General features: G+C 71.0%; 11 protein-coding genes. 4 read left to right on the top strand and 7 right to left on the bottom strand.

Annotated features, from left to right (window positions below):
* The 6 genes from ACFWN3_RS02780 to ACFWN3_RS02755 form a co-directional block, all read right to left on the bottom strand.
* Positions 1–1,056 carry a hypothetical protein gene (locus tag ACFWN3_RS02780; protein ID WP_377643218.1) on the bottom strand — a complete coding sequence of 352 codons (1,056 nt, stop codon included), beginning with the start codon at positions 1,054–1,056 and terminating at the stop codon, positions 1–3.
* Positions 1,049–2,413: a phospholipase C gene (locus ACFWN3_RS02775; protein WP_377643216.1), complete on the bottom strand. Its 1,365-nt coding sequence runs from the start codon at positions 2,411–2,413 to the stop codon at positions 1,049–1,051. The genes ACFWN3_RS02780 and ACFWN3_RS02775 overlap by 8 nt, the downstream gene beginning before the upstream one ends.
* On the bottom strand, positions 2,410–4,110 hold the full coding sequence (locus ACFWN3_RS02770; RefSeq protein WP_377643214.1) for an ArnT family glycosyltransferase: 1,701 nt from the start codon (positions 4,108–4,110) through the stop codon (positions 2,410–2,412). Before ACFWN3_RS02770 ends, ACFWN3_RS02775 begins: the two co-directional genes overlap by 4 nt.
* The gene (locus ACFWN3_RS02765; protein ID WP_377643212.1) at positions 4,107–5,417 is read right to left on the bottom strand and encodes a hypothetical protein; all 1,311 of its coding nucleotides are present in this window, start codon (positions 5,415–5,417) and stop codon (positions 4,107–4,109) included. The genes ACFWN3_RS02770 and ACFWN3_RS02765 overlap by 4 nt, the downstream gene beginning before the upstream one ends.
* The gene (locus ACFWN3_RS02760; protein WP_377643211.1) at positions 5,414–6,829 is read right to left on the bottom strand and encodes a glycosyltransferase family 39 protein; all 1,416 of its coding nucleotides are present in this window, start codon (positions 6,827–6,829) and stop codon (positions 5,414–5,416) included. Before ACFWN3_RS02760 ends, ACFWN3_RS02765 begins: the two co-directional genes overlap by 4 nt.
* A gap of 97 nt (positions 6,830–6,926) precedes the next feature.
* Positions 6,927–9,497, bottom strand: coding sequence for a glycosyltransferase (locus ACFWN3_RS02755; protein ID WP_377643209.1), 2,571 nt, complete (start codon positions 9,495–9,497; stop codon positions 6,927–6,929).
* A 444-nt stretch (positions 9,498–9,941) separates the two neighbouring features.
* On the opposite strand from ACFWN3_RS02755, the gene ACFWN3_RS02750 reads away from it, so the two are divergent.
* From ACFWN3_RS02750 to ACFWN3_RS02735, 4 genes are all read left to right on the top strand, one after another.
* A complete protein-coding gene (locus tag ACFWN3_RS02750) occupies positions 9,942–10,886 on the top strand; it encodes a hypothetical protein (protein ID WP_377643207.1) in 945 nt (314 codons plus the stop codon).
* A gap of 315 nt (positions 10,887–11,201) precedes the next feature.
* Complete coding sequence (locus ACFWN3_RS02745) at positions 11,202–14,303, top strand: efflux RND transporter permease subunit (RefSeq protein ID WP_377643206.1); 3,102 nt, start codon at positions 11,202–11,204, stop codon at positions 14,301–14,303.
* A gap of 67 nt (positions 14,304–14,370) precedes the next feature.
* A complete protein-coding gene (locus ACFWN3_RS02740) occupies positions 14,371–14,730 on the top strand; it encodes a hypothetical protein (protein ID WP_377643204.1) in 360 nt (119 codons plus the stop codon).
* 11 nt (positions 14,731–14,741) lie between these two features.
* Positions 14,742–17,912, top strand: a complete 3,171-nt coding sequence (locus ACFWN3_RS02735) for an efflux RND transporter permease subunit (RefSeq protein ID WP_377643202.1) — start codon at positions 14,742–14,744, stop codon at positions 17,910–17,912.
* 189 nt (positions 17,913–18,101) lie between these two features.
* On the opposite strand, the gene ACFWN3_RS02730 is transcribed toward ACFWN3_RS02735, so the two are convergent.
* Positions 18,102–21,752: a DNRLRE domain-containing protein gene (locus tag ACFWN3_RS02730; RefSeq protein ID WP_377643200.1), complete on the bottom strand. Its 3,651-nt coding sequence runs from the start codon at positions 21,750–21,752 to the stop codon at positions 18,102–18,104.
* Positions 21,753–22,317 lie beyond the last annotated feature (565 nt).

Here is a 22,317-nt window from a genome sequence, read left to right as displayed (position 1 = left end):
CTACGCCGGCTGGACGCCCTCCGGGTCCGCAGGCCGCCCGGTGGCACGGACCGGCCGAACCAGACCGATCAGGCGTCGGCGCAGATGTGGCCGTGGAGCCAGGACGAGCCCGACCGCGATGGCGAGGGGCACCCCCGCGAGGACCCCGAGGTCGAGCCAGGTGAGAACAGGCATGACGACGACCTGGTCGGACGACAGGATGAGCGTGCGGTCGATGCGCAGCCCCGGCGCGTCGGCGACGACGCGGTACTGGCCCCTGGGGACCTCAGTGAAGACGGCGCGGCCGTCGTCGAGGGCCTTGTCGAGGTCCAGCTCGCCGGCGCGCACCAGGCGGACGTGCGACCCTACGGGGTTGCGGAACAACCGGTCCACGACCTCCACCCGCACGTCAAAGGCGAGGAGGGGGACGCGCACCACCTCACGCTCGCTGGGGTAGAAGCGGATCTGCGAGCGGTTGATGACGCTCGACCCGGCGACGCTGACGGCCTCGACCGAGTAGTAGATCTCGCGCTGTTCCAGTCCGTCCGGCCCACGGAGGACCCGGCTGCCGGGGAGGTAGACGGCCGCGAGGTCGCGACGGGTGATGATCTCTCCGGTGCTCGAGCGGAGCGTGAAGGACTCGATCTGCCGGGTCGGCAGACCAGAGAAGGCGAACGACACCTCGTGCTCCATGCCGAAGGCGACCTGCACGACGCGACCGCGGCCACGGAGGAAGACCCGGTCGAAGACGGCGCGGCGATGACCCTCGAGCTGGATCGGGGTCGACGGACCGGTGATGTCCCGTGCGGACGCCAGGCGGCACACGGTGAGGGTCGCGAGCCCTGCCCCGTCGGTCGTGACGGGTGTGCCGGCCACGACGATGCGGGCGCCCGGAACGACGGGGACGGTGCTGAGCCGGACCTCCGTCAGGGGTCGGTCGGCCGGGCACGGGGCGGCGGCGGCGGGGGACGCGCCCGCCGCGATCGGGGCGGCATTGGCCGCGACCGGGAGGGCGGCGAGCGTCCCGCCGGCGAGGACGAGGGCGGTGACCGACCGTAGGAGCAGGGACTCAGCCACGCACACGTCTCCTCCAGGTGGACCAGGCGGCGCCGAGGAGCAAGAGGGACGCGGGCACACCCAGGCCGCCCCCGTAGGCGAGGTAGATCGAGCGTTGCGGGGAGGTGAAGGTCCGGGCGGCTTTGCGCTCGTCGGACAAAAGCGCGGGTTCTCGTGGGAGCTGGGCGAAGTCGAAGGCCCCAAGGATGTTGTTCGCCTTCCGGTCGCGGTCTGCGAGCGGCTCGACGTCCCAGTTCTCCTCGATGAACTTCAGACCCGACGTGAAATCCAGAGTGGTGCTCTCGATGTGGCCGCGTCGCGCATAGGCGCTGACGAGCAGCGCCGGCGCTCGGTAACCGTACCCGTAGGGGTCGACTCGAGGTGGGGCGACGTGGTCGTACCAACCGCCCCAGTCGTCGTAGGTCCACAGGAACGCCGAGGACTCCCAGGCGCTGCTTCGCATCAGCGCGGTGTGCAGACCCCGGACAAATCGCTCCCCGGCAGCGACGCTCCCCGGCGGGTGCTCGCTGGCTCCCGAGGGGACGATGTAGGCAACCGACGGCAGGGTCCCGTCGGCGAGGTCGCGGTAGTACTCCTCCAGCGGGGCGATCTTGGTGAACAGGCGCGGGTCGTCGAGGAAGCGCTCGTACGCCAGGAGCGGGGCCCAGACGACCTGCGCCCCCTTGTTCGCGTCGTCGACTGTGCGGTAGGTGCGGTAGGTCACGCTCGGGTCATAGTTCTGGATGTAGAACTTCCACGACACCCCGGCTGCCTCGAGGCGGTCGAAGATCGTGGGAAGGTTCCCGAAACCGTCCGCAGGGATGCTGTCGCCCTCCGGGTTCCCCGGGACGCCGGCGACCCAGTACATGTGGTTCCAGACGCTGCCCCCGCCCGCGGAGGTGAAGAAGCGGTCGAACAGCACGTACTCGTCGGCCACGTTCCAGTAGTAGGGGATGTCTCGGGCGTCGTAGTAGCCCATCGCCTGGCGGGTGGGGTCGCCCTCGTCGGCGAACGCCTCGATGAAGCCGTCGTTGCGCCCGGAGTTCAGCTGCGCCCGGAAGACATTCTGGGTGTGGCCGAGGTCGCTGATCGGCTCACCGCCGAGCCAGTACGGGCGCACGCACTCACCGTCGGGCTGCTGGACCCGAACCGGCACGCAGGCGTCAGGCGGTAACCCGTCGGCGCCGGGGTAGGTGCCGAAGTAGTTGTCGAAGCTGTGGTTCTCCTGCATGAGGTACACGAAGTGCTTGATCGGCGTCGTCGTCTTCGTGTCCTGCGCCCCGGACCCGCTGGCCGCGGCCGCTGTGTCGGGCGCGAGGAGCGCGCTCGCAGCGACGACGAACGCGGCCACGGCCGCGCACGCCGCGTACCGGCTCACGGCCGGACCTCGTAGACGATGATGATCGGGACCATGGCCGGCCGTCCTTCGTCGTCGGTGCCGTGGACCTCCTGTCGGTACACCTCGCGACCGGAGTATCGATCTGCGTACCGCAGGACGGCTTCGGAGAAGAACCGTGATCGCTCCGCCGAGAAGCTGTCCCACACGACGTACTGCACCTGATTCCTCCTGATCGCGAGGTCCGGGTTGGGGATGGGGTCGTAGACGGGGTTGCGGTACAGCGGGTTGGGACTGACCGAGAGGCCCCGCGCGTCCCGGTGGCCGTACCACTTGATGACGTTGGCCATCGACGGGCCGATCGTCATCATCGTCACGCCCGTCGGGACGTTGTCACCGATCCACGCGCCCAGCTCGCGGCCACCGGGGAGACCACCGGTCCCGGCGAGCGCGGTGTCGCGCTGGGTCGCGGACACGGATTGCAGCGTCGGTACGAGAGCCGTGAGGGCGACAACAGTGATCACCGCCGCCGGAAGCCACCGCGGAACCGGCCGCCGGGGTCCGTGTCGGCGGGGCACCTGCCACCGAGGCATCAGCCAGCGCGACGCCGGCCATCGCCACGCCCGCCATCGGGTCGACCACCGCTCGGACCATCGTGACTCCGCCGTCCACTCCGGCCAGTGCACGAGGGCCCAGGCGGCGGCGACCGCCAGCGGCGTCGCCGCCGGAAGGAGGTACTGGTAGCCCTTGACCGGAAAGAGCTCGAAGAAGAGGACGGGGACGGCCACCCACGTCCAGACAAGGGTCTCGCGCCAGGTGACCCGCCGCCAGGCGACGACGGCGGCGACCAGGGCCGCGGCGACGACGCCGAGGCCGATGGCCGGGGGCACCGTTAGCGGGTAGAAGTCCAACCCGTGGTTGGGTCGGCGGAAGAGCTGGTAAGCGATGAACGCGCCGCCCGTCCCCGTCGCGCCCGCCAGTCGTAGCGACATGGGGTACGCCGCCACCACGGCGACGAAGATCGCCGACGCCATCACCATGCGTCGCCAACCGAGGGCGACGGCGGGGGAGAGCGCGAAGAAGGCGAAGACCGAGGCCGCGAGGACGATCGAAGTCTCCTTGGCCAGCACCGACAGCCCGAGGAAGAGAGCCGCGGCGTACAGCCACGGAGACCAGCCACGGTTGACGTAGCGTGCCAGCGACCACACGGCCATGGCGACGAGAAACGCTTGGGGTCCGTCGAGGAGCACCTGGCGGCTGACGATGACGTGGTAGGGCATGACGGCGACGAGTAGGCCGCCCACCAGCCCCACCCTGCGGCCGTAGAGCTCGGTGCCGAGCAGCACGGCGGCCACGACGTTGGCGATGCCGAAGGCCACGGCCGTGAGCCGGGCCGCGAGGTCGCTGACGCCGACGAGTTCGAAGACGAGGGACACGGTGGCGTGGAAGAGCAGCGGGTGGGCCCGGAACACCGGGAAGTACTCCAGCGACTCGGTGTCACCGGTGATGCTCGCGGCCTGGCCCGCGTACACCGCCTCGTCGCTGTTGAAGCCGACGGCGTCGAGCCGCCACAGCCGAACGGCGACCGCGATGGCCAGCACGGTCACGAAGCCCAGGACGTGCCACGTACGGGTGAGAGCCTCAGGCCGCTGCACGGCCTCGATCTCGCGCACCGGAAGCAGCGCCCGACGCGACCGCGGGATCACCTCCACCGCGGAGCGCAGGTCGATGCCCGTCACCCCATCCTCCCGTCGAACGTCGGCCCGGCCCCCGGCCGCGGGCGTGAGGGCGGCACGTCCGGTGGGGCGTCGGCGTCGCGCCGCCATCGTGAACGGATGAGCAGTGCCCCGAGGAGGGCGCCGAGGATGATGAACGCGGCGACGCCGTTAACCCCGCGCGGAACCTGACGGTCGGTCGACGAGCTCGAGTCGAGCTCGGGGAGCGGCTCGGTGCTGCCGGTGAATTCCGCGAGCACCTCCAGCGCCCTCGTCCCGTGCCGGGTGCTGGGCTCGACGTGGGAGTTCTCGGTGAACTCGTTCCACGAGATGAGCCCGATGGCATCCGCCCCCGACCGCGCAGCGGCGTCGAGCTCGAGCGCGAGCGTGCGGCCGCTCGTGCGGGGGACCACGGTCTTGCCGCCGACCAACCTCGCGTCGAACCCCGGAGCCGCCGGGGCCACCCAGACGCCGCCGTCCGCGTGCACTGCACTCCCCATCTCCGCGAGCTTGCCCGGGTACCAGGTCTTCTCGGGGTTCACCGAGGACCAGTAGTACGCGTTGCCCTCGAACACGCGCGACGCGCGCTTCCACTCCACGAGGCTGCGTGAGGACGCGAGAACGAGCAGGCGGTCGCGAACCGGGGCGACGCACTGCTCCTGGTCGGCGGAGGAGAACTCGTCGCTCCCCGTCCACACGACCACCGGGCGCCGCCCCCAGGTGTGGAAGACCGGGTCTGCGCCGTACTTCTCGGCGAAGGACAACAGGTCGGCGCAGACTTGGCGCAGCTCGATCGGCCGCCTGGCGAAGTCGAGGCCCTGGTAGACGAGCCCCAGCTTGAAGTCCTTCTGGCGCGACACCTCCACAAGGCGCGCGAGCCGCTCGCTCAGCTTGCCTCCCTCCTTCCACGAGACGAGGAAGGCGTCGATCCCGGCGGACTGCGCCAAGTCGATGTGCCGTCTCATGACGGCGCGCTCGTCACTGGTGTACGTGCCGATGACCGGGGTGTCGGACTTGGCGCGGTCCCACGACGAGGGGTCGAACCAGATGTAGTAGTACGCCCACACCGGTACGGCCGCGGCCGTACCGGCGGGGGCGGGCGAGCGGGTGGCCGACGGGCTGGGGACGCCGGCGTCAGCGGGTGGCTCAGGGCGAGGCGAGGAGGCCGAGGGCGTCGGGGTCGGGTCCGGGGCTGCATGCGCCGCGGGAGCCACCACCGGCGAGGCCTCCGCGCCATCCGGGGTGACGGTCGCGACGGGGACGACGAGGCCGGCGACCACGGCGACCAGGGCCGCGGCCCCACCCCTGATCCGGCGTCCTGCCGCCGTCATGCCCTGCCCCCCACGCGCGCGGGTGGGACGTGGTAGACGACGACGAGGAGGCGGGCGGCGCGCGGCGGGCTGCGCCCCTCGACGTGACCAACCCGTCCGCCGCGCAGCCGAACCGCGTCGAGGAGCCTGGCCGTCGCCTCGACGTCGCGCGAGGCGGTCCAGGCATCCCAGACCACGACCACGGCATCCGGTGGCAGGTTCGCGACGGTACGGCCCCGCTCGGCGGGGTTGAGCCGGCCGACGTCCGTGACGCTCGGCCGGACCGAGGCCACCGACCGTCCGGGGGCATAGGTCCGCACGACGTTGGCGACCCACGGCGCCGCCGTGACGATGGGACCGTCGGACTGCGAGGACAACCAGGTCGCCGCCTCGCGGACGGCCGGCACGCCTGAGGCCCCCGGGAGCTCCGGCGCCTCACCCGTGGCTGGGGTCGCACCGAGCACGACCACCGCGCCCGCGCCGACGACGATCACCGAGGTCCGGGTCGGCTCCCGGCCCGTCCTCATGGCGGTGCCGAGGGCCGCCACGCCCGCGCCGGCGAGTGCCGCGAGGGGAACGATGAGGACGAGGAGGTAGGGGTACGACGAGATCGGCCAGACGACGTAGAACGCCGCCGGCACCACCACGGAGAGCAGCACCGTGATCCCGGCCGGCTGGTGGCGAGCCAGGGCGAGGACGGCACCGATGCCCGCCGCGGCCAGGACACCCCACCCGATGCGGGGAAGCACGACCTCGGCGTACCCCGGTCCGGCCGGGACGGCACGGGAGACCTGCCAGCGCAGGTACTCCTCCGCCGCCCGGAGGCCTCCGGTCGCCAGGAGGTATGCCGGGTACGCCGAGACGACGAGCGCGTACCACCCGCACGCCCGGACGGCAACGGAACGTGGGACCCGAAGGGCCCCGACGAGCACGGCGACGGCGAGGGCCACCCCGCTGAGGACGGCGGTCTCCTTGAACAGGGTGGCCACGCCGAGAGTCGCCGCCGCTCCCTCGAACAGCCGCGTCCTGCCCTCCCGCAGCGACCGGACCGCGAGGAGGAGGGCGACACCCATCGTGCTCGCCATCGGGACCTCGACGAGGACCAGCCGGGTGACGTCGGCGTGGTAGGGCATGGTGGCGACGGCGAACGCCGCCACCGCACCGGCCGCGCGGCCCGCCAGCTCGCGGGCTAGCAGGCCCGCGACCACGACGGCCACGATGCCGATGACCACGCTCGTGCCGCGCGGGACCGCCTCCCCCACGGTCCCGTCCGGGACGAGCCGAAGCACCAGCCCCAGCAGCGGAGGGTGCGCCCGGACCTCGGGGAGCAGGCCCTCGCGGATGGCGCGAGCCTGGCCCAGGTAGACCGCCTCGTCACCGGAGAGGCCCAGGGTGTCCAGCCCACCGGCACGGCGACGGACCGCCAGTGCCACGGCGAGCAGCAGCGCCGCGGGAAGGACCCACGGCGCGGCTGCCCTCGTCAGGACCGAGAGGCGGAGGTGTTCAGCAGGGATCCGCCTCCCGGTCGGCTCAAGCCGGCGTCTCACCAGCACGAGGGGGTCCGATGTCCCTCCACCCTTCAGGCAGCCCCGAAACTCCGAGACCGATCCCCTCCAGGTGGCCGCCGTGACCGTTGCCGTTGCCGTTGTGTCGTCCGCTCCCGTTCCCGTTTGCGGCCAGCAGGCCGTCGCCGACGCCCGCCGTGGTGGCGACGGTCACAAGGGCGGGCAGGGAGTCGAGGTCCACCACTGGGGAGGCCAGCGCCCGGTCGGCCCGGTCGCGCGCCATGAGCGACCGGATCTCGGCCGGCCAACCGAAGTCGTCACGCACGAGGCGGCGCACCCGGATCTTGTCGAGCACGGTCGACAGCAGCTCTCGCTCGCGGGAGCGCAGCTCCTGGTAGTCCATGCCCCCGATCCGGAGGGTCGGGGCGAGGATCGAGAACGGGGGGAACCCGTACGCGTCGTCCGTGTTCTCGATCAGCTCCTGGAGAGCGAGGTCGTGGGACACGTCCTCGATCAGGTTCTCGCCGCGCTCGATGATGAACAGCGTGCTGACCGGGACCTCGTGCACGACGTCGCAGGGTACGAGGCGGTCGACGTCGAACTTCGGCGGGGGGACCACCGCTTGGGTGAGGGCGTTGAACGTCATGATGGGCAGGTTCATTTGAGAGAGACGCATACCGAACTGACGCCCCTCCTTGGAGTGCAGCCTGCTCTGCACCCGCAGCTTGCCCCATTGGGTCCTCGACAGCCCGCGAGCGTCGACGGCCCGAAGCGTGTGGTGGCTGATGGTCAGCGGCTTGGGGTAGCAGTGGGCAATACCGTTCGGGTGGAGGATCGTCATATCGTCGCTGAGGAACGTGGCGCCCTGCTCACGGATGAGGCGCAGGATGGTCCCGGTCTTGCCGGTGTCGGTGCGGGCCGAGAGCATCACGCCCGTCCCGTCGAGCCGGACGCACGCCGAGTGCAGTAGCAGGCGGCCACGCGAGACCGCCAGGAAACGCAGCAGCGCCTCGATGACATTGGTGTAGAGCACGTGCGGGGAGCGTTCGAGCAGCCGCCCTGCTGTCACGTGGATCGTGTCGCCCATCTCGATGCGGAAGTTCGCGCTGAGGGCGCCCAGGTGCTCTTCGTAGGTCCGCTCGTCGGCCGTGTTCGCGGTGAACCGGACGTGGCCGCGCGGACGTCCGACCGCGCCGACCCGGATTTCGACGTCAAACGGCCCTCGCGTGACGAAGGGGGTGAGGAACCACTGCAGTTCGGGCAGGGGCACTTCTGAGCCGATGGTCGCCACGCCCGGCACGAGGTAGCGGTACTTGAGGTACCCCTCGTGGGCCCGGCGCGGGGCCAGCACCGGCACGGTGAGCCCGGGGTCGGCCTCGACGACGGGCAGCCCGTCCGACACCGTGACCACGACGGGGTCCGGTGCGGGGACGTTAATCCCCGAGGGGGCCCTGCGGAAGATCAACGAGTCGCTGACCGCGAAGCGGGCAACGAAGAGCGCGGCGATCGAGACGAGGTTCGCGACAAGGTAGTTGACACCCAGCGCCTCGACGAGGAGCGCGATGAGCGGGACACGTAGCACGAGGGCCAGGGCGTTGAGTGCCCCGAACCCGGCGAACCGTCGTGCCGTCGACGAGCGGGCCGCACCGGGGTAGACGACGGCCTCGAGGGCAGCCCAGTTCCACACGGTCGAGACCACTGTCGCGAGTACCGCGCCGAGGGCGTAGTGCAGTCCCCCCACCCCGCTCGCGAGCCACATGGCGACAGTGTTGACGACGATTCCCGTGGCGCCGATCGCCGCGAACCCGGCCATCCTCGAGCGTCGACCGGCTGCGGCGTCGAACCACAGCCGCAGGAGGAGCACGACGAGCCGGAGGCACTCCCGCAAGCCAGCCTTGCTGGCACCCGCGAACCGCTGCCCGAAGTGAAAGGAGACCTCCGAGATGCGCAGCGGGCCACAGCGAACTGCGATCTCTAGGAGGATCTTGAAGCCGTTGGGCCGCAACGCATCCACGTCGACGGCCTCACGCCGGACGGCGAAGAACCCGGACATTGGGTCCGACACCTTTGCCAGACGCCGCGGGAAGAAGGCCTTGGTGAGGCGGGTGGCCCACGTCGACATCATGGCCCGGCCGCGGCTGAAGCTGTCGGCGTCGCCGGACCCGCTGTAGCGGCTGGCCACGACGAGGTCGCTGCGATTCTCCTCTCCTACCTGGACCAGCCGAGGCACGAGCTCCGGGGGGTGCTGGAGGTCGGCGTCCATGACGACCACCCACGCACACGTGGCGGCCCGCAAGCCGGCCGCGACGGCTCCTCCCAGTCCGTCACCTCGCTCCGCGGGTTCCCGGTGATGGATGCGGACGGCCACCCTGGCCGACTCACCGGCCCGGCGGACGGCGTCGACGGTGCGGTCGTCGCTGTCATCGACGAAGATGATCTCGCTGCCCAGCGGCAGCTGGGGGACGAGTCGACGGAGGAGCTCGGCGACGTTGCCCGCCTCGTTGCGGGTCGGGATGACGACCGAGGTGGCGATCGCCGCATGCACGGGGACGGCGAATGCCGCGTTCGTTGGACGGCGGAGAGTGGGTGCCCTCATCGTTGTTCACCTCCTCGTGGGGGGAAGGTGGTGGAGGCGGTGCTCTCGGCACGGCCGGCTGGACACGGTCGACATCGTCGAACAGCGCATGGTGCGGTCCAATCCTTCACGTCCGCTGCGGCCCGGGGCTCCTGCGACCACGGATCAGGTCAGCGAATGCGTGGGAAACCTACCCCGCAGGTCAGTGGGCTGGTAAGGGTCCGAATTGACTATTTCCATCGACTCCGGGGTATCGCTACGGTCGACCACCTCGACAGGCGCCGCCACGGCGTCGTGCCCGGTGGGGCCGGACCGGAGACGCATCTCACGTTGCGACTGCGGCTGTGTCGCAGGGAAATCGAGGAGAATCACATGACCATATTTCCTACGAGGGAGGCCTCCACTGAGGACCGGTCGTGGGTCGGTCCGCTCGACCGGGAGGATCCCGCACTTGTCGACGACGTCGTGCGTTTCCTCGCTAGACCGCGCCCCTACCGGGAGGTCGAGGACCTCGAGCAGGCACTCCTCTCGCTGTGGCGTGACGTGCTCGGGGGGCCCGCCAACGACCTCGGCGACCTGGAGGCCTGCAGCGCCTTCTTCTCGCGCGTCGGCTTCTTCCACAAGTACAAGACCTATGGGGTCAAGGTCGCTCTTCCCTTCGGCTACTCGCTGTTCGACCTTGCGCCGGGACGAGGGTTCTCCTTCCAGGTCCACGAGGAGCCGAAGCTCGAGGGGTTCCACGTGCTGCGCCCGAAGACCGGCGCGTTCCTGTACGTCGCCGACCTCGACGAGTGGGAGAGCGGCGGTCGTGCCTGGGCGAAGACGCGGCTCGGTCGTCCCGGCGACGAGGGCCGGCTGCCCACGGGCGGCCTCGTCCCGCTCGAGGGGGACGTCGCGTCGGTCAGCGAGACGAACATCGTGCACACGGTCCTCGGGTGCGTCCTCGAGGAGTACGCCAGCTGCTCTGTCGACTCCGTCGTGCGTCTGCACGACCAGAACGACCGCTCGGATCCGTCACTGCCGCACCGTCACCGGCCGCCGGTGGAGCTGCTGCGAGCCGGATCGACGCGACTACCTCGCCGGCACCTTGCCCGCTGCGGCGACGGGTGGGTCCGGCGCAACCCGCCGTGGCACGGCGAGGTCCTCGAGACAGCCCAGGTGAGAGGCTGGCGCGAGGTGCTGCGTCCGGGAGCCGCGCACGCCCTCGTCCCGGGCCCGCATGTGACCTCTGTCGTCGTCGTGACCGGAAGGGTGTCGGTCTCGCTCTCGCGGTCGCTGCTGACGAGGGCGCCGGGGGAGGTCGTCATCGTCCCGCCCGGGCTCCCCGTGACGCTGGCGTGCGACGTCCCGACGACCGTGTCCGTGCACCAGGTGCCCAGTGACCTCGCCACCTACGCCTGGAGCCGCTGAGCCTCAGGACGCGCCGTGGCCGAGAAGACGGCCCGCCACCGCAGGATGGTGGCGGGCCGTCGGCTTGATGCCACCAACTCTGCCACCCCGAGGCGGTCCGCGGGTTAAGGAGCCCTGAACTTCGATCGGTCCCGTCTGGCTCGATCGGGCCAGACGGGACTCGAGGACACCCCCCGAACGGGCCCCCCTCGTCGAAGGATCATGGGCAGATCGGGTCCTTACCAACGGGATTCGTCCTCAATAGGCTGCCCGGGGTGAGCGGGAGCTGCAGGAGCTCGCGCCGCGCCTGCCGCAGCAGGGCTGCAGGGGGTCGTCATGGTCGGTCGCATCGTCGGAGCGGGCGTCGGCTCGCGCGTCCTCGTCGCCGCCGTGGCCCTCGTGGCCCTCGTGTTCAGTGGACTGCAGCTGAGAAGCACCTCGCTCGAGCCCGTGCCCGAGTTCGCACCGGTCACCGTGGAGGTCCAGTCCGAGGCCCTCGGGCTGTCGGCCCAGGAGGTCGAGGACCTCGTCACGGTCCCGCTGGAGTCCAACCTGCTCAGCGGGGTGGCGTGGGTGAACCGCATGCAGTCCTCTTCACTGCCGGGGCTGTCGTCCATCGTCATGACCTTCGAGGACGGCACCGACCCGGTCAGGGCCCGGCAAGTGGTCCAGGAGCGACTGACGCAGGGAGCGCTGCTGACGAACGCCTCGAAGGCGCCGGTGATGCTCCAGCCGACGTCCGCCGCGAACCGGGTCATGATGATCGGGCTGTCGTCTCGTGATCGGTCACTCGTGGACCTCTCCGTGCTCTCGCGCTGGACCATCCGCCCGAAGCTCATGAGCGTGGAGGGCGTCGCCAACGTCAGCGTGTGGGGGATGCGTGACCGGCAGCTGCAGGTCCAGGCGGACCCCGTCCGGATGCAGCAGCACGGGGTGTCGCTCGACGAGCTCGTGGCCTCGACGGGCAACGCACTGTGGGTCTCGCCGCTCAGTTTCCTCGAGGCCTCCACCCCCGGACGGGGTGGGTTCCTCGACCTGCCGCAGCAGCGGGTCAACGTGCAACACGTCTCGCCCATCACCGACAGCGCCGCGCTGGGCCGGGTCGCCGTGCAGGGGGCGACCCGGCCCGGGGTGTCACTGGCCGACGTGGCGCAGATCGTCGAGGCGCCCCCGACGATCATCGGTGACGGGATCGTCGACGACGCCTCCGGGCTCGTGCTCGTCGTCGAGAAGCAGCCGGGGGTCGGCACCGCCGCGGTGAGCGCGGGCATCGAGGAGGCGCTCGCCTCACTCTCGGTGGGGCTCCCCGGGGTCACGATGGACTCCTCGCTGTACCGCCCGGCGGACTACGTGCGCGCCGCCGGCCGCAACCTCGCCGTCGCAGGCCTCCTGGCGCTCGTCCTGGTTGCCGTGGGCAGCATCCTGCTCTACCGCGCCTGGCGTCCCGTGGTGACGCTCGGGACCACCGTTGGGCTGGCCCTCGTGGCCGGGTGGCTCGTGCTCTGGGTGCGAGAGGCCCCAGTCAACCTCGTCGCCCTCACCGGGCTGGCAGCCGGCACGCTGCTTGCGGTCGCGCAGGGCGTCGCGGCCGTCGACGCCGTGGGACGGTCACCACGCGAGCTGAGCACCGCCCGCCGCATCGGCACCGCCTACACCGGGCACGGCACCAACGCCGTCTACACCGGGCTCGCGGCGGTGCTCGTCGTCGCGCCGGTGTACCTCCTCGAGGGCAGGGCCGGCGCCTTCCTCCCCGAGGCTGCCACCGGCTTCCTCCTCGCCACCGCCGGGTGCGTCCTCGTGGCGCTCGTCGTCGCCCCCGCTCTCGCGGCACTGCTCGGTGGAGGGCAGGCACCGCACAAGACGCCGGTCCCCGCGCGCCTGTCCACGCGCGCCACGGGCGTCGCGACCCGGCTGGCGGGCTCCGCGGTCGCGGTCGTCGCCATCCTCGCCGTCGGCGTCGGGGCGGGCGGCGCCCTGCTCCTCGGCCTCGAGGTGCAGACCCGGCCGACCTTCCAGGAGCCGACCCTCCTCCTGAGCGCGACCGCGCCTGAGGGAACCTCGCCGCAGGCGTTGACGAGCCGGCTGGGATCGGTCGCCAAGACCCTGCGAGAGATCGACGGCGTCGCAGGTGTCGGTGGCCACGTGGGTCGCGCGGTCAACGGCGATCGTGTCGTCGGCCCCAACTCCGGTGAGCTCTGGATCACTCTCGAGGGTGACGCCGACCGCGACGAGGTGGCCTCGGCCGCCACGGTGGCCGCCCGGTCCGCAGGCGACCTGGACGCCACGGTTGGCGCCTTCCTGGACAGCCGGGTCGACACCGTCCTCCCGGACGCTGACGCGCCTCTCGTCGTCTCCGTGTACGGCCCCGACCCTGAGGTCCTCCGCACGAGTGCGCAGCGTGTGCTCGAGGTCGTCGCGGACAGCGAGGGCGTCGGCGGAGCGCGGCTCGTCGAGCCCCCCACCGAGGAGACGATGCAGATCACGGTCGACCTGGCGAAGGCTGAAGCGCTCGGGATGACGCCGGGTGACGTCCGCCGACAGGCGGCCACCCTCGTCGGAGGCCTCGAGGTCGGCGCCATCTTCGAGCAGCAGAAGGTGTTCGACGTGCAGGTCTGGAGCGGCCCGGGCCTGCGGGACAGCCCGGACAAGGTCGGCGCGCTGCCCATCACCACGCCGGGGGGGCGACAGGTCACGCTCGCCGACGTCGCGACCGTCGAGATGGCCCAGCAGCCGACGGTCATCCACCGGGAGTCGGTGCAGAGGCGGCTCGACGTCGTCGCCGACGTCGGTGACGGCGACACGAGGGACGCCGTGGCTGCGGCGCTATCGCGGATGAGCCTGCCGTCGGAGTACCACGCGGAGGTGCGTCCGGAATCGGCGTCCCTCGACGCCAACCACCGCGACGTCCTCCTCTACGCCGGTGCGGCCCTCCTGGGCGTCCTGTTGTTGCTGCAGGCGGCGACACGGAACTGGTGGACGGCCGTCACCGCGACGGCCTCGATCCCGCTCGGCATGGTCGGCGCCTTCGTGGCCGCACTCGTGGTCGGGGACCTGACCATCGGTGCCTTGGCGGGGCTCGCAGCGGTGGCAGTCCTGGGGGTGCACAACGCCCTCACGGTGGTGCGTGTCACCCGGGCCCGGGCGGACGACCCCTCGGACACCGCCCGCGGGGCGGCTGGCGAGGCCGTTCTTCCGGCCTCGGTGCTCACGCTGCTCGTGGGACTGGGGGTGGTCCTCCTCGGCGCACGAGCCGGGTTGGAGGCCCTCTCGGGCCTCGCGGTGGTCGTGGTCGGTGGAGCCATGACGACCGGCCTCGTGGCCCTCGTCGTCCTCCCCGCCGTCGCCGCCCGCTACAGCGGGAGGGAGGAGGCCGTCGAGGACTTCTCCTTCGACGAGGAGGCACTTTACGGACACGTGGGGGTGGGCAGCCGTGCGTAGTGCGCGGGCGGCGGCGGCCCCGGTGGTGGGACTGCTCGCCGTCACGGCCTTGGGGGGGTGCGCCACCGTGGAGGCGACCGTCCACGAGCCGGTACCGGCGGTCGAGATCGCCTACGGGGGAACGGACTCCGCGCCGGCCACCCTGACCCTGACTCGTGATGCAGCGCGCCGCCTCGAGGTAAGGACGCAGGTGGTCGAGGACCCGGGAGCCGTGCCTTGGGCAGCCGTCGTCTACGACAAGAAGGGTGCGCCCTTCGTCTACACCAGTCCGTCCCCGCGGACCTACCTCAGGGTCCCGGTCACCGTGGTGCGCATCGAGGGTGACGTGGCCCGCGTCTCGGCCGGACCACCCCGCGGGACGGAGGTCGTTACGAGGGCGGCCATCAAGCTCTACGGCGCCGAGACCGGCGTCGGTGGCGGCCACTAGGAGGCCGGGCCATGATGCGTCGCATCCTTACGACCAGCCTACGGTTTCGATACATCGCCGTCGCCGCCTCTATCGTCATGCTCGTCGTCGGCGGGCTCCAGCTGCGCGACACGCCGATCGACGTCTTCCCCGAGTTCGCACCACCGCGCGTCGAGGTCCAGACCGACGCCTTGGGCCTGTCGGCACAAGAGGTCGAGGAGCTCATCACCGTGCCGATGGAGCAGGGGCTCACCGGCATGGCGGGCCTGGAGACATTGCGGTCGAAGTCGATTCCCCAGCAGTCCTCCATCGAGCTCATCTTCGCCAAGGGCACCGACGTCATCGAGGCACGGCGTCTGGTCTCCGAGCGCATCCAGACGATAACCCCGACCCTGCCGAGCTGGGCCACGCCTCCGGTCGTCCTCCAGCCGCTGTCGGCGACCAGCCGAGTGATGAAGATCGGCGTGCGCTCCGACTCCCTCGACCTCATCGAGCAGTCCACCCTCGTGCGCTATAAGATCCGTCCACAGTTGATGTCGCTGCCCGGCGTCGCGAACGTCGCCGTGTGGGGGATGCGCAAGAACCAGTGGCAGATCCAGATCGACCCCGAACGGATGAGGGCGGCCGGGGTCAGCCTGGAACAGGTCATGACGGCTGCGTCGGCAGGGACGGATGCGGGCCTGCTCAAGCACCGCACCGGAACGAAGATCGGCACGGGCGGGTACGTGGACTCGCCGGACGCCCGGCGCGTCGTCCAGCACGTCCTGCCGCTCGACTCCGCGGAGTCGATCTCGGGGCTCGTCATCCTCCGTGACGGGGGGCGCACCGTGCTCATGCGCGACGTCGCCGACGTCGTGAAGGGGCACCAGCTGCTCATCGGTGACGCGGTCATCGACGATGGTGACGGACTGCTGCTCATCGTCGAGAAGCTGCCCTGGGGCAACACCCTCGACGTCACCCGTGCGGTCGAGGAGACCCTGACGACGATCAAGCCGGGCCTGGGTGACGTCGAGATCGACTCGACGATCTTCCGGCCGGCCAGCTTCGTCGAGCTGGCGATCGAGAACCTCACCCGGGCCTTGACGCTCGGCATCGTCCTCGTCGCGATCGTCCTCGTGTTCTTCCTTTTCCAATGGCGCACGGCGGTCATCTCGCTCGTGGCCATCCCGCTGTCGCTCGTCGCCGCCGCCCTCGTGCTCCACGTCAGGGGCGAGACGACGAACACGATGGTCCTCGCCGGGCTGGTCATCGCGGTCGGGGTCGTCGTCGACGACGCGATCATCGACGTCGAGAACATCGTCCGCCGGCTGCGGGAGCACCGGTCCGCGGGCGGCACGCGCTCCACGGCCTCGATCGTCCTCGAGGCCTCCCTCGAGGTGCGCAGCCCGATCGTGTACGCGACATTGATCATCCTCGCCGCGGCGATCCCGGTGTTCTTCCTCACCGGCCTCATGGGCTCCTTCTTCCGGCCGCTCGCGCTGTCCTACACGCTCGCGGTCGGCGCCTCGATGCTCGTCGCGGTCACCGTGACACCCGCGATGGCGCTGATCCTGCTGCGCAAGGCGCGGCTCGACCCGAGGCCCCCGCCGCTCGTGCGCTGGACCCAGGCGGGGTACCTTCGCCTGCTTCGCCCGGTCGTCCGGCGGCCGCTCGCCGCGTACGTCGTCGTCGGGGCCCTGCTTGCCGGGGGAGTCGCGGTGGTGCCCCGCCTCGGCCAGGACCTGCTCCCGACGTTCCGCGAGCGCGACTTCCTCATGCACTGGGTGCTCGAGCCCAGCGCCTCCCACAGCGAGACGATGGACGTCACCCGGGCCGCGAGCCGCGAGCTGCGCCAGGTTCCCGGCGTACGCAACTTCGGTGCCCACGTGGGGCAGGCGGCCATGGGAGACGAGGTCTACGGGATCTACTTCGTCGAGAACTGGATCAGTATCGACCCCGAGCAGGACTACGACGAGACCGTCCAGCGGGTCCAGGAGGTCGTCGATGGCTACCCCGGCCTGCGACGCGATGTGCAGACCTACCTCAAGGAGCGGATCCGCGAGGTCCTGACCGGCGCCGGTGAGGCCGTCGTGGTGCGGGTCTACGGTGACGACCTCGACGTCATCGAGGCCAAGGCGCACGAGATCGAGGAGGCCATCGCCGCCATCCCGGGCGTCAAGGATCCCCACACCGACCTCCAGACGAAGATCCCGCACCTCTTGGTTCAGGTCGACCTCGACAAGGCGCAGGCGGTCGGCCTCAAGCCCGGGGACGTGCGCCGCCAAGCAGCGGTCTACCTGGCCGCGCTCGAGCTCTCGGACGTCTACCGCGTCGGCAAGGCCTACGACGTCATGGTGTGGAGCGTGCCGGAGTCGAGAAGGACGCCAGACGACGTGCGTGACCTGCTCATCGACACCCCGTCGGGTGGCACCGTCCGCCTCGCCGACATCGCCACGGTGGAGATGGGGTCCACGCCCAGCATGATCCGCCGGATCGACGGCTCCCGCCGCCTCGATGTCGGCGCCAACGTCGAGGGCCGCCCGCTGGCCGATGTCGCCGCTGACGTGCGGGCTGCCGCCGCGGGGGTCGAGCTGCCCCTCGGCTACCGCGTCGAGGTCGTCGGCGAGGACACCGAACGGACAGCCGCCTCCCAGCGGTTGCGCCTCCTGGCAGTCGTCGCGGTGGCCGTCATCCTCGGGCTGCTCTACGGCTCGTTCCGCCGGTGGCGCCTGGCCGTGCTCAGCCTTCTCACCCTCCCGATGGCCCTCGTCGGAGGAGTGCTTGCGGCTTGGCTGACGAGCGGGACGATGACGATCGGCTCCTTCGTCGGTCTCTTCACGGTGCTCGGTATCGCCGCCCGCAACGGCATTCTCATGATCAGCCACTGCCAGCACCTGGAGGCCGTGGAGGGCGTGGAGTTCGGCCCGGACCTCGTGTTGCGCGCGACGCAGGAGCGGCTGGCCCCGATCCTCATGACGACCCTGGCGACGGCGTTGGCGCTGGTGCCGCTCGTCGTCATGGGGGACGTGCCGGGGCACGAGATCGAGTACCCGATGGCGATCGTCATCCTCGGTGGTCTGCTCACCTCGACACTGCTCAACCTCTTCGTCGTCCCCTCGTTGTACCTGCGGTTCGGTCGTGCGCGCGAGGCGCGCCACCTCGCCCACGGGGCCGCGCCGGTGCCGGCGTCCCCGGGACCTCGGCCCGCGCCGGTACTCACCTGACGCTCAAGTGCCTGCGGGCCCCTCCCGCGCCCGCGACGCGCCCGTCGCCAGGCATCGGTCGTCCTCGCGACGACCGACGTCGGTGCGCCACATCGCGCCGGTCATGACGAGGGCCCCTCCGGACTCGTGTACCGGAGGGGCCCTGCCCCCATCACCGGTCACCCCTGAATCGGACCGGTGGCCCTCGGGTCAGGTGGACGAGGTGACCACTAGGACGGCGGCGGTCGTCGCTCCCGCCTCCCTCGCCTGGTACGCAACCGCCGTGGGTCCTGACTGAGTGAGGACGAAGGTCACGGTGCCGTTGCCGGCGACCGCGGCGGTGACGGGGATGTCGACCCACCCGGCGGCACTCGTCGGCGGGGCCGACCCGACCACCGCTCCCGCGGCCGGTGCAGTCGACCAGGAGATCGTCGACTCGTCCCACGTCGCGCTGGTCGTGCGCGCCTGCACCGAGCTGGTGTTGCGCGCGTTGGCCTGGACGCGAAGGACGGCAGAGCTGACCACCGGCTGCAGGTTGCTCGTCGTGAAGCGCAGGTACGAGCTGAGCACGGGGTCACCGTCGAGCCGCAGCGTCGTGGCGGACCCGTACCTCGAGGTCGGGGACGCAGCGTTGATGTAGGCGTCGGCTGTCACGAGGAAGGTCTGCGTCGTCGGCTCCGGCACAACCGTCCGGGCGGTCACCGGGACGGACGGGGACGACCGGTTGCCGGCCGCGTCGACGGCGTCGACGGTGTAGGCGTGCGTCGACCCGGACGCCAGCCCGGTGTCCGTGTATGACCTCGCCGTCGCCGGGAGGTCCCCGCCCACAGCGGCGCCGTCCCGGTGGACCCGGTAACCGCTGACGCCGCGGTCGTCGGTGGACCCCGACCAGGACACCGCGATCGAGGTCAGGCTCGCCCCCGCGGCCGCCACGTCACCGGGCACCGAGGGCGGCGTCGTGTCGGGAGCCCACGTCGTGGCCACCGCGGGTGGGTCCGACAGGGCCGAGAAGTTTGCGTTCTCGTCGATTGCCCGCACGGTGTAGGCGTACGCGGTCGCCGGGGCGAGCCCGGTGTCGTTCCACGCCGTGGCGCTGGCGCCAGCGAGCCCGACGGAGGCGCCGTCGCGGAAGATCTCGTAACCGCTCAATCCAGTGTCGTCCGTCGACGTGGTCCACTCGACGTTGACAGCGCGCTCACCCGTGGGGGTCGCGGTGACACCACCGGGCACCGTCGGGGGCGAACCGCCTGACTCCTGCGGGACGGTGATCGTGGCGAACACCGTGTCGGACCGGTTCGCCGCGGCGTCGGAGGCGCTGAGCGCGTACGTGTACGTGGTACCCGGATCCACCGTGTCATCGTCGAACGATGTGGCGGAGGCGGACAGTTCGCCGACGGTTGCGTTGTCCCGCTTCAGGCGGTACCCGGTGATCCCGACGTTGTCGGTCGACGCGCCCCAGCGGATGCTGACCGTCGTCGGTCCCGTCAGGACGACGTCGTACGGGTCCGGGAGCTCGGGCGGTGTCTCGTCCGGCGGGCTCACTGAGGCCGCGGCACTCCTCGCGGAGCGGTTCTCCGACGGGTCGACCGCGTCCACGGCGTAGACGTAGGTCCTGCCAGCGTTGACGTCGGCGTCGACGTAGGTGCGCGTGCCGGCCGGAACGACGTCCCTGGCGACCCCGTCGCGGTACAGGGTGTAGTAGGAGACCCCGTCGTTGTCGGTCGAGGCAGCCCACGACAGCTCGACGCGGCTCTGGGACACCGCCGTGGCGACGACGGCCTGGGGGACGGACGGTGGTGAGGTGTCCGGCGGTGGTCGGCTGCTGACGACGAGGCGGGGGGCCGTCGCGGCCCCGGCCTCACGGCTCGTGAAGGCGCCGGTCGTCGTGCCCGTCGTCGTCACTCGGAAGGCGTACGTGCCGTTGCCGACGACGGCGGGCGTGACGTCGAGTTCGACCCACGATCCGGCCGCCACCGAGCCGCTCGACGCTAGCAGGGCTCCGGGAGCCGGAGCCGTGGCGGCAGTAAGTGTGGTCTCGCCCCACGTCGTCGGCACGCTGGCGACGCGGACACCGGCGGTCGCTTTTGACGTGGCCCACAGCCGAAGCCGAGCCGAAGTGACGTCCGGGTGCGACCCGGTCACGGCGAAGCGAAGGTAGGTGTTGGTGCCGGGGTCCGCGTCGACCCGTAGGGCCGTCGCCCGTCCGTAGTTCCTCGTGGGCAGCTGCTCGGAGGTGTACGTGTCGGCATCGGTCGTCGTGACCTCGACCACCGGTGTCGGTGCCGGCGTCGTCACCTGCGCTTCGGTCGAAGTGGGTGACTCGTTGCCTGCGGCGTCGAGCGCGGTGACTGTGAAGCTGAAGGTGCCGGAGGCGGAGAGGTGGTTGGCGGTGTGCGTCCGGGTCCCCGCGGGAAGGGTGGCCAGGACGGCACCGTTCTGCCGAACGCGGTACTGGGCGACCCCACGGTCGTCATCGGCCGCGGCCCAGGCGAGGTCGGCCGAGGAGGTGGCGGTGCCGCTCGTGCGCAGCGTCGCCGTGAGCGCGGTCGGCTGGGTCGGGGGGCTCGCGTCGTCCGGGAGGGCCGTACACCGCACGAAGCCGGTGTCGAGCACCTTGCCGGTGCCGCCGTCGGGCGTGCGGTAGGTGTAGTCGATCCGCTCCGGGCGCACTTCGAGTCGCAACGCGCCGTAGGCCTGAGCCGTGGCTAGGACGCGGGGGTCGGTGCTGGTGATGCTCTGGCTCGAGTGGCCCCCGGCCCCGGAGACCATCTGCGTGACGCCGTCGGGGTCGGGCTGCTGGGCACCGTCGAGCGGGCCCCAGTGCTGGAACTGGTGGTCGTGCCCGTTGAGGACGAGGGTGACGTCGTTCTCGCGCAAGACCCGCCACATGGCGGCGAGTCTCTGCGATGGGCCCTCACTGCCCACAGTGTTCAGCGGGTGGTGCCAGAGCACCACCGTGCACGGGTTGGCACGACTCGCGAGGTCATCGACGAGCCACTCGAACTGCGCCGTCCCGGCGGCGGTCTGGTTGTACTGCGTGGTCGAGTCGAGTGACACGACGTGCCAGCCGCCGGCCTCGAAGCTGTAGTAATGAGGGACGTCGTTCCAGTAGCGGAAGTAGCCGTCGGCCTCGAATGCGCCGCTGGGCGTGCGGTTGTACTCGTGGTTGCCGATGACGGGGGCCGTGATGTCCCTGAAGCGGCCGTACCAGTGGGTGGAGTCGCCGTACCAGTTCTTGAACTCGGTGATCGTCCCGTCGTCGTACACATCGCCGAGATAGGTGAGCATCTCCGGGCTCCAGGAGGCGATCATGTCGGTCACCTCGGTAGCCGCCCGCTCACCACCGGCACCGTCGCCTACCGCGGCCACGACGAGGGGGTCGGTCTTCGTCGACGGCGGGCTCGACGGGGCGGTGTAGGTTCCCGTTGGCCGGGGGGGCTTCCTCACCCCGTTGTCGAATCCGAGGTCCACCGAGGCGGACTCGGACATCGACCCGTCCCGGAAGATCGACTGGGCGCTCAGGGTGGCAGGCCCGTCGACGAAGTCGGCGGTGTCGAGCACGAAGGTGTACGGCGCCTCGTAGTCGGTGAGGAGGTAACCCTCACGCAGGGCGAACTCCGCCTTGGCGACGCGCGGCCCCCCAGCGGACACGTCGACGGTGGCGGTGACCTGGACCGGTCCTGTGGCCGTCGACCCGGCCTCGGCCGATAGGCACAGCGTGGCCGTCCACCCGGCGCCGGTGGTCTCGGCGCACGTACTCTGGGTGGCGCTGCTCGGCTGGACCGCGACGAGCGCGGCGGTGGTGAAGACCGCGGCCACGCCAGCCACGGCGATGCGGCGGCGTCCCTGCGACGACGTCATGGCGGCCTCCTGCTGGCCTGGGTCATGCTCGGCCCGGAGGTGGTGCCCCGGCCACGACCGACGTCCGTCCGATGCTGGACACCGCTCGGCGCCCCGCCCGGTGCGAGCCTCCGGTCCAAGCCGAGCCTAGGGCCCCGCGAAAGCCCGTGGACATAGCCCGTTGGGGCTGTTGGATGGTCCTCGGCATGGCTAGATCGAGCCACGGCGTGAGGTCCGTCACCGGTGCACACGTCGTGCACCCTGCGCAGGACAGTCGTAGTGACCACCCTCGTCCTGCAGGTGCCGCGGTACCCTCGCGCTCGGATCCCTTCGGCGAGGAACTGGGGCAAACGTGCGCATGGATTGCGGACCTCTTCGCGCACCGGCAGCATGTGGATGCGAGCCGTTCCGATCGAGATGTGCAGATGCTGGGCGACCTCCCGCGCCGTCCGGCCTCGGGCGGCGAGCGTCGCCAGATCGTTAGACCGGCGGTGGTGACGAGGCGCTGGCTGACCCGCACCGCCGGCCAGTCTGGTCCCGGTGCAGGCTGCGGTCGCGGAGGACGGCGACCAGCGACCGCTCCTCC

This window comes from Oryzobacter terrae (assembly GCF_042756445.1).
In the GTDB taxonomy this organism is placed as follows: Bacteria; Actinomycetota; Actinomycetes; order Actinomycetales; family Dermatophilaceae; genus Oryzobacter; species Oryzobacter terrae.
This window is presented reverse-complemented; position numbering and strand designations above follow the sequence as displayed.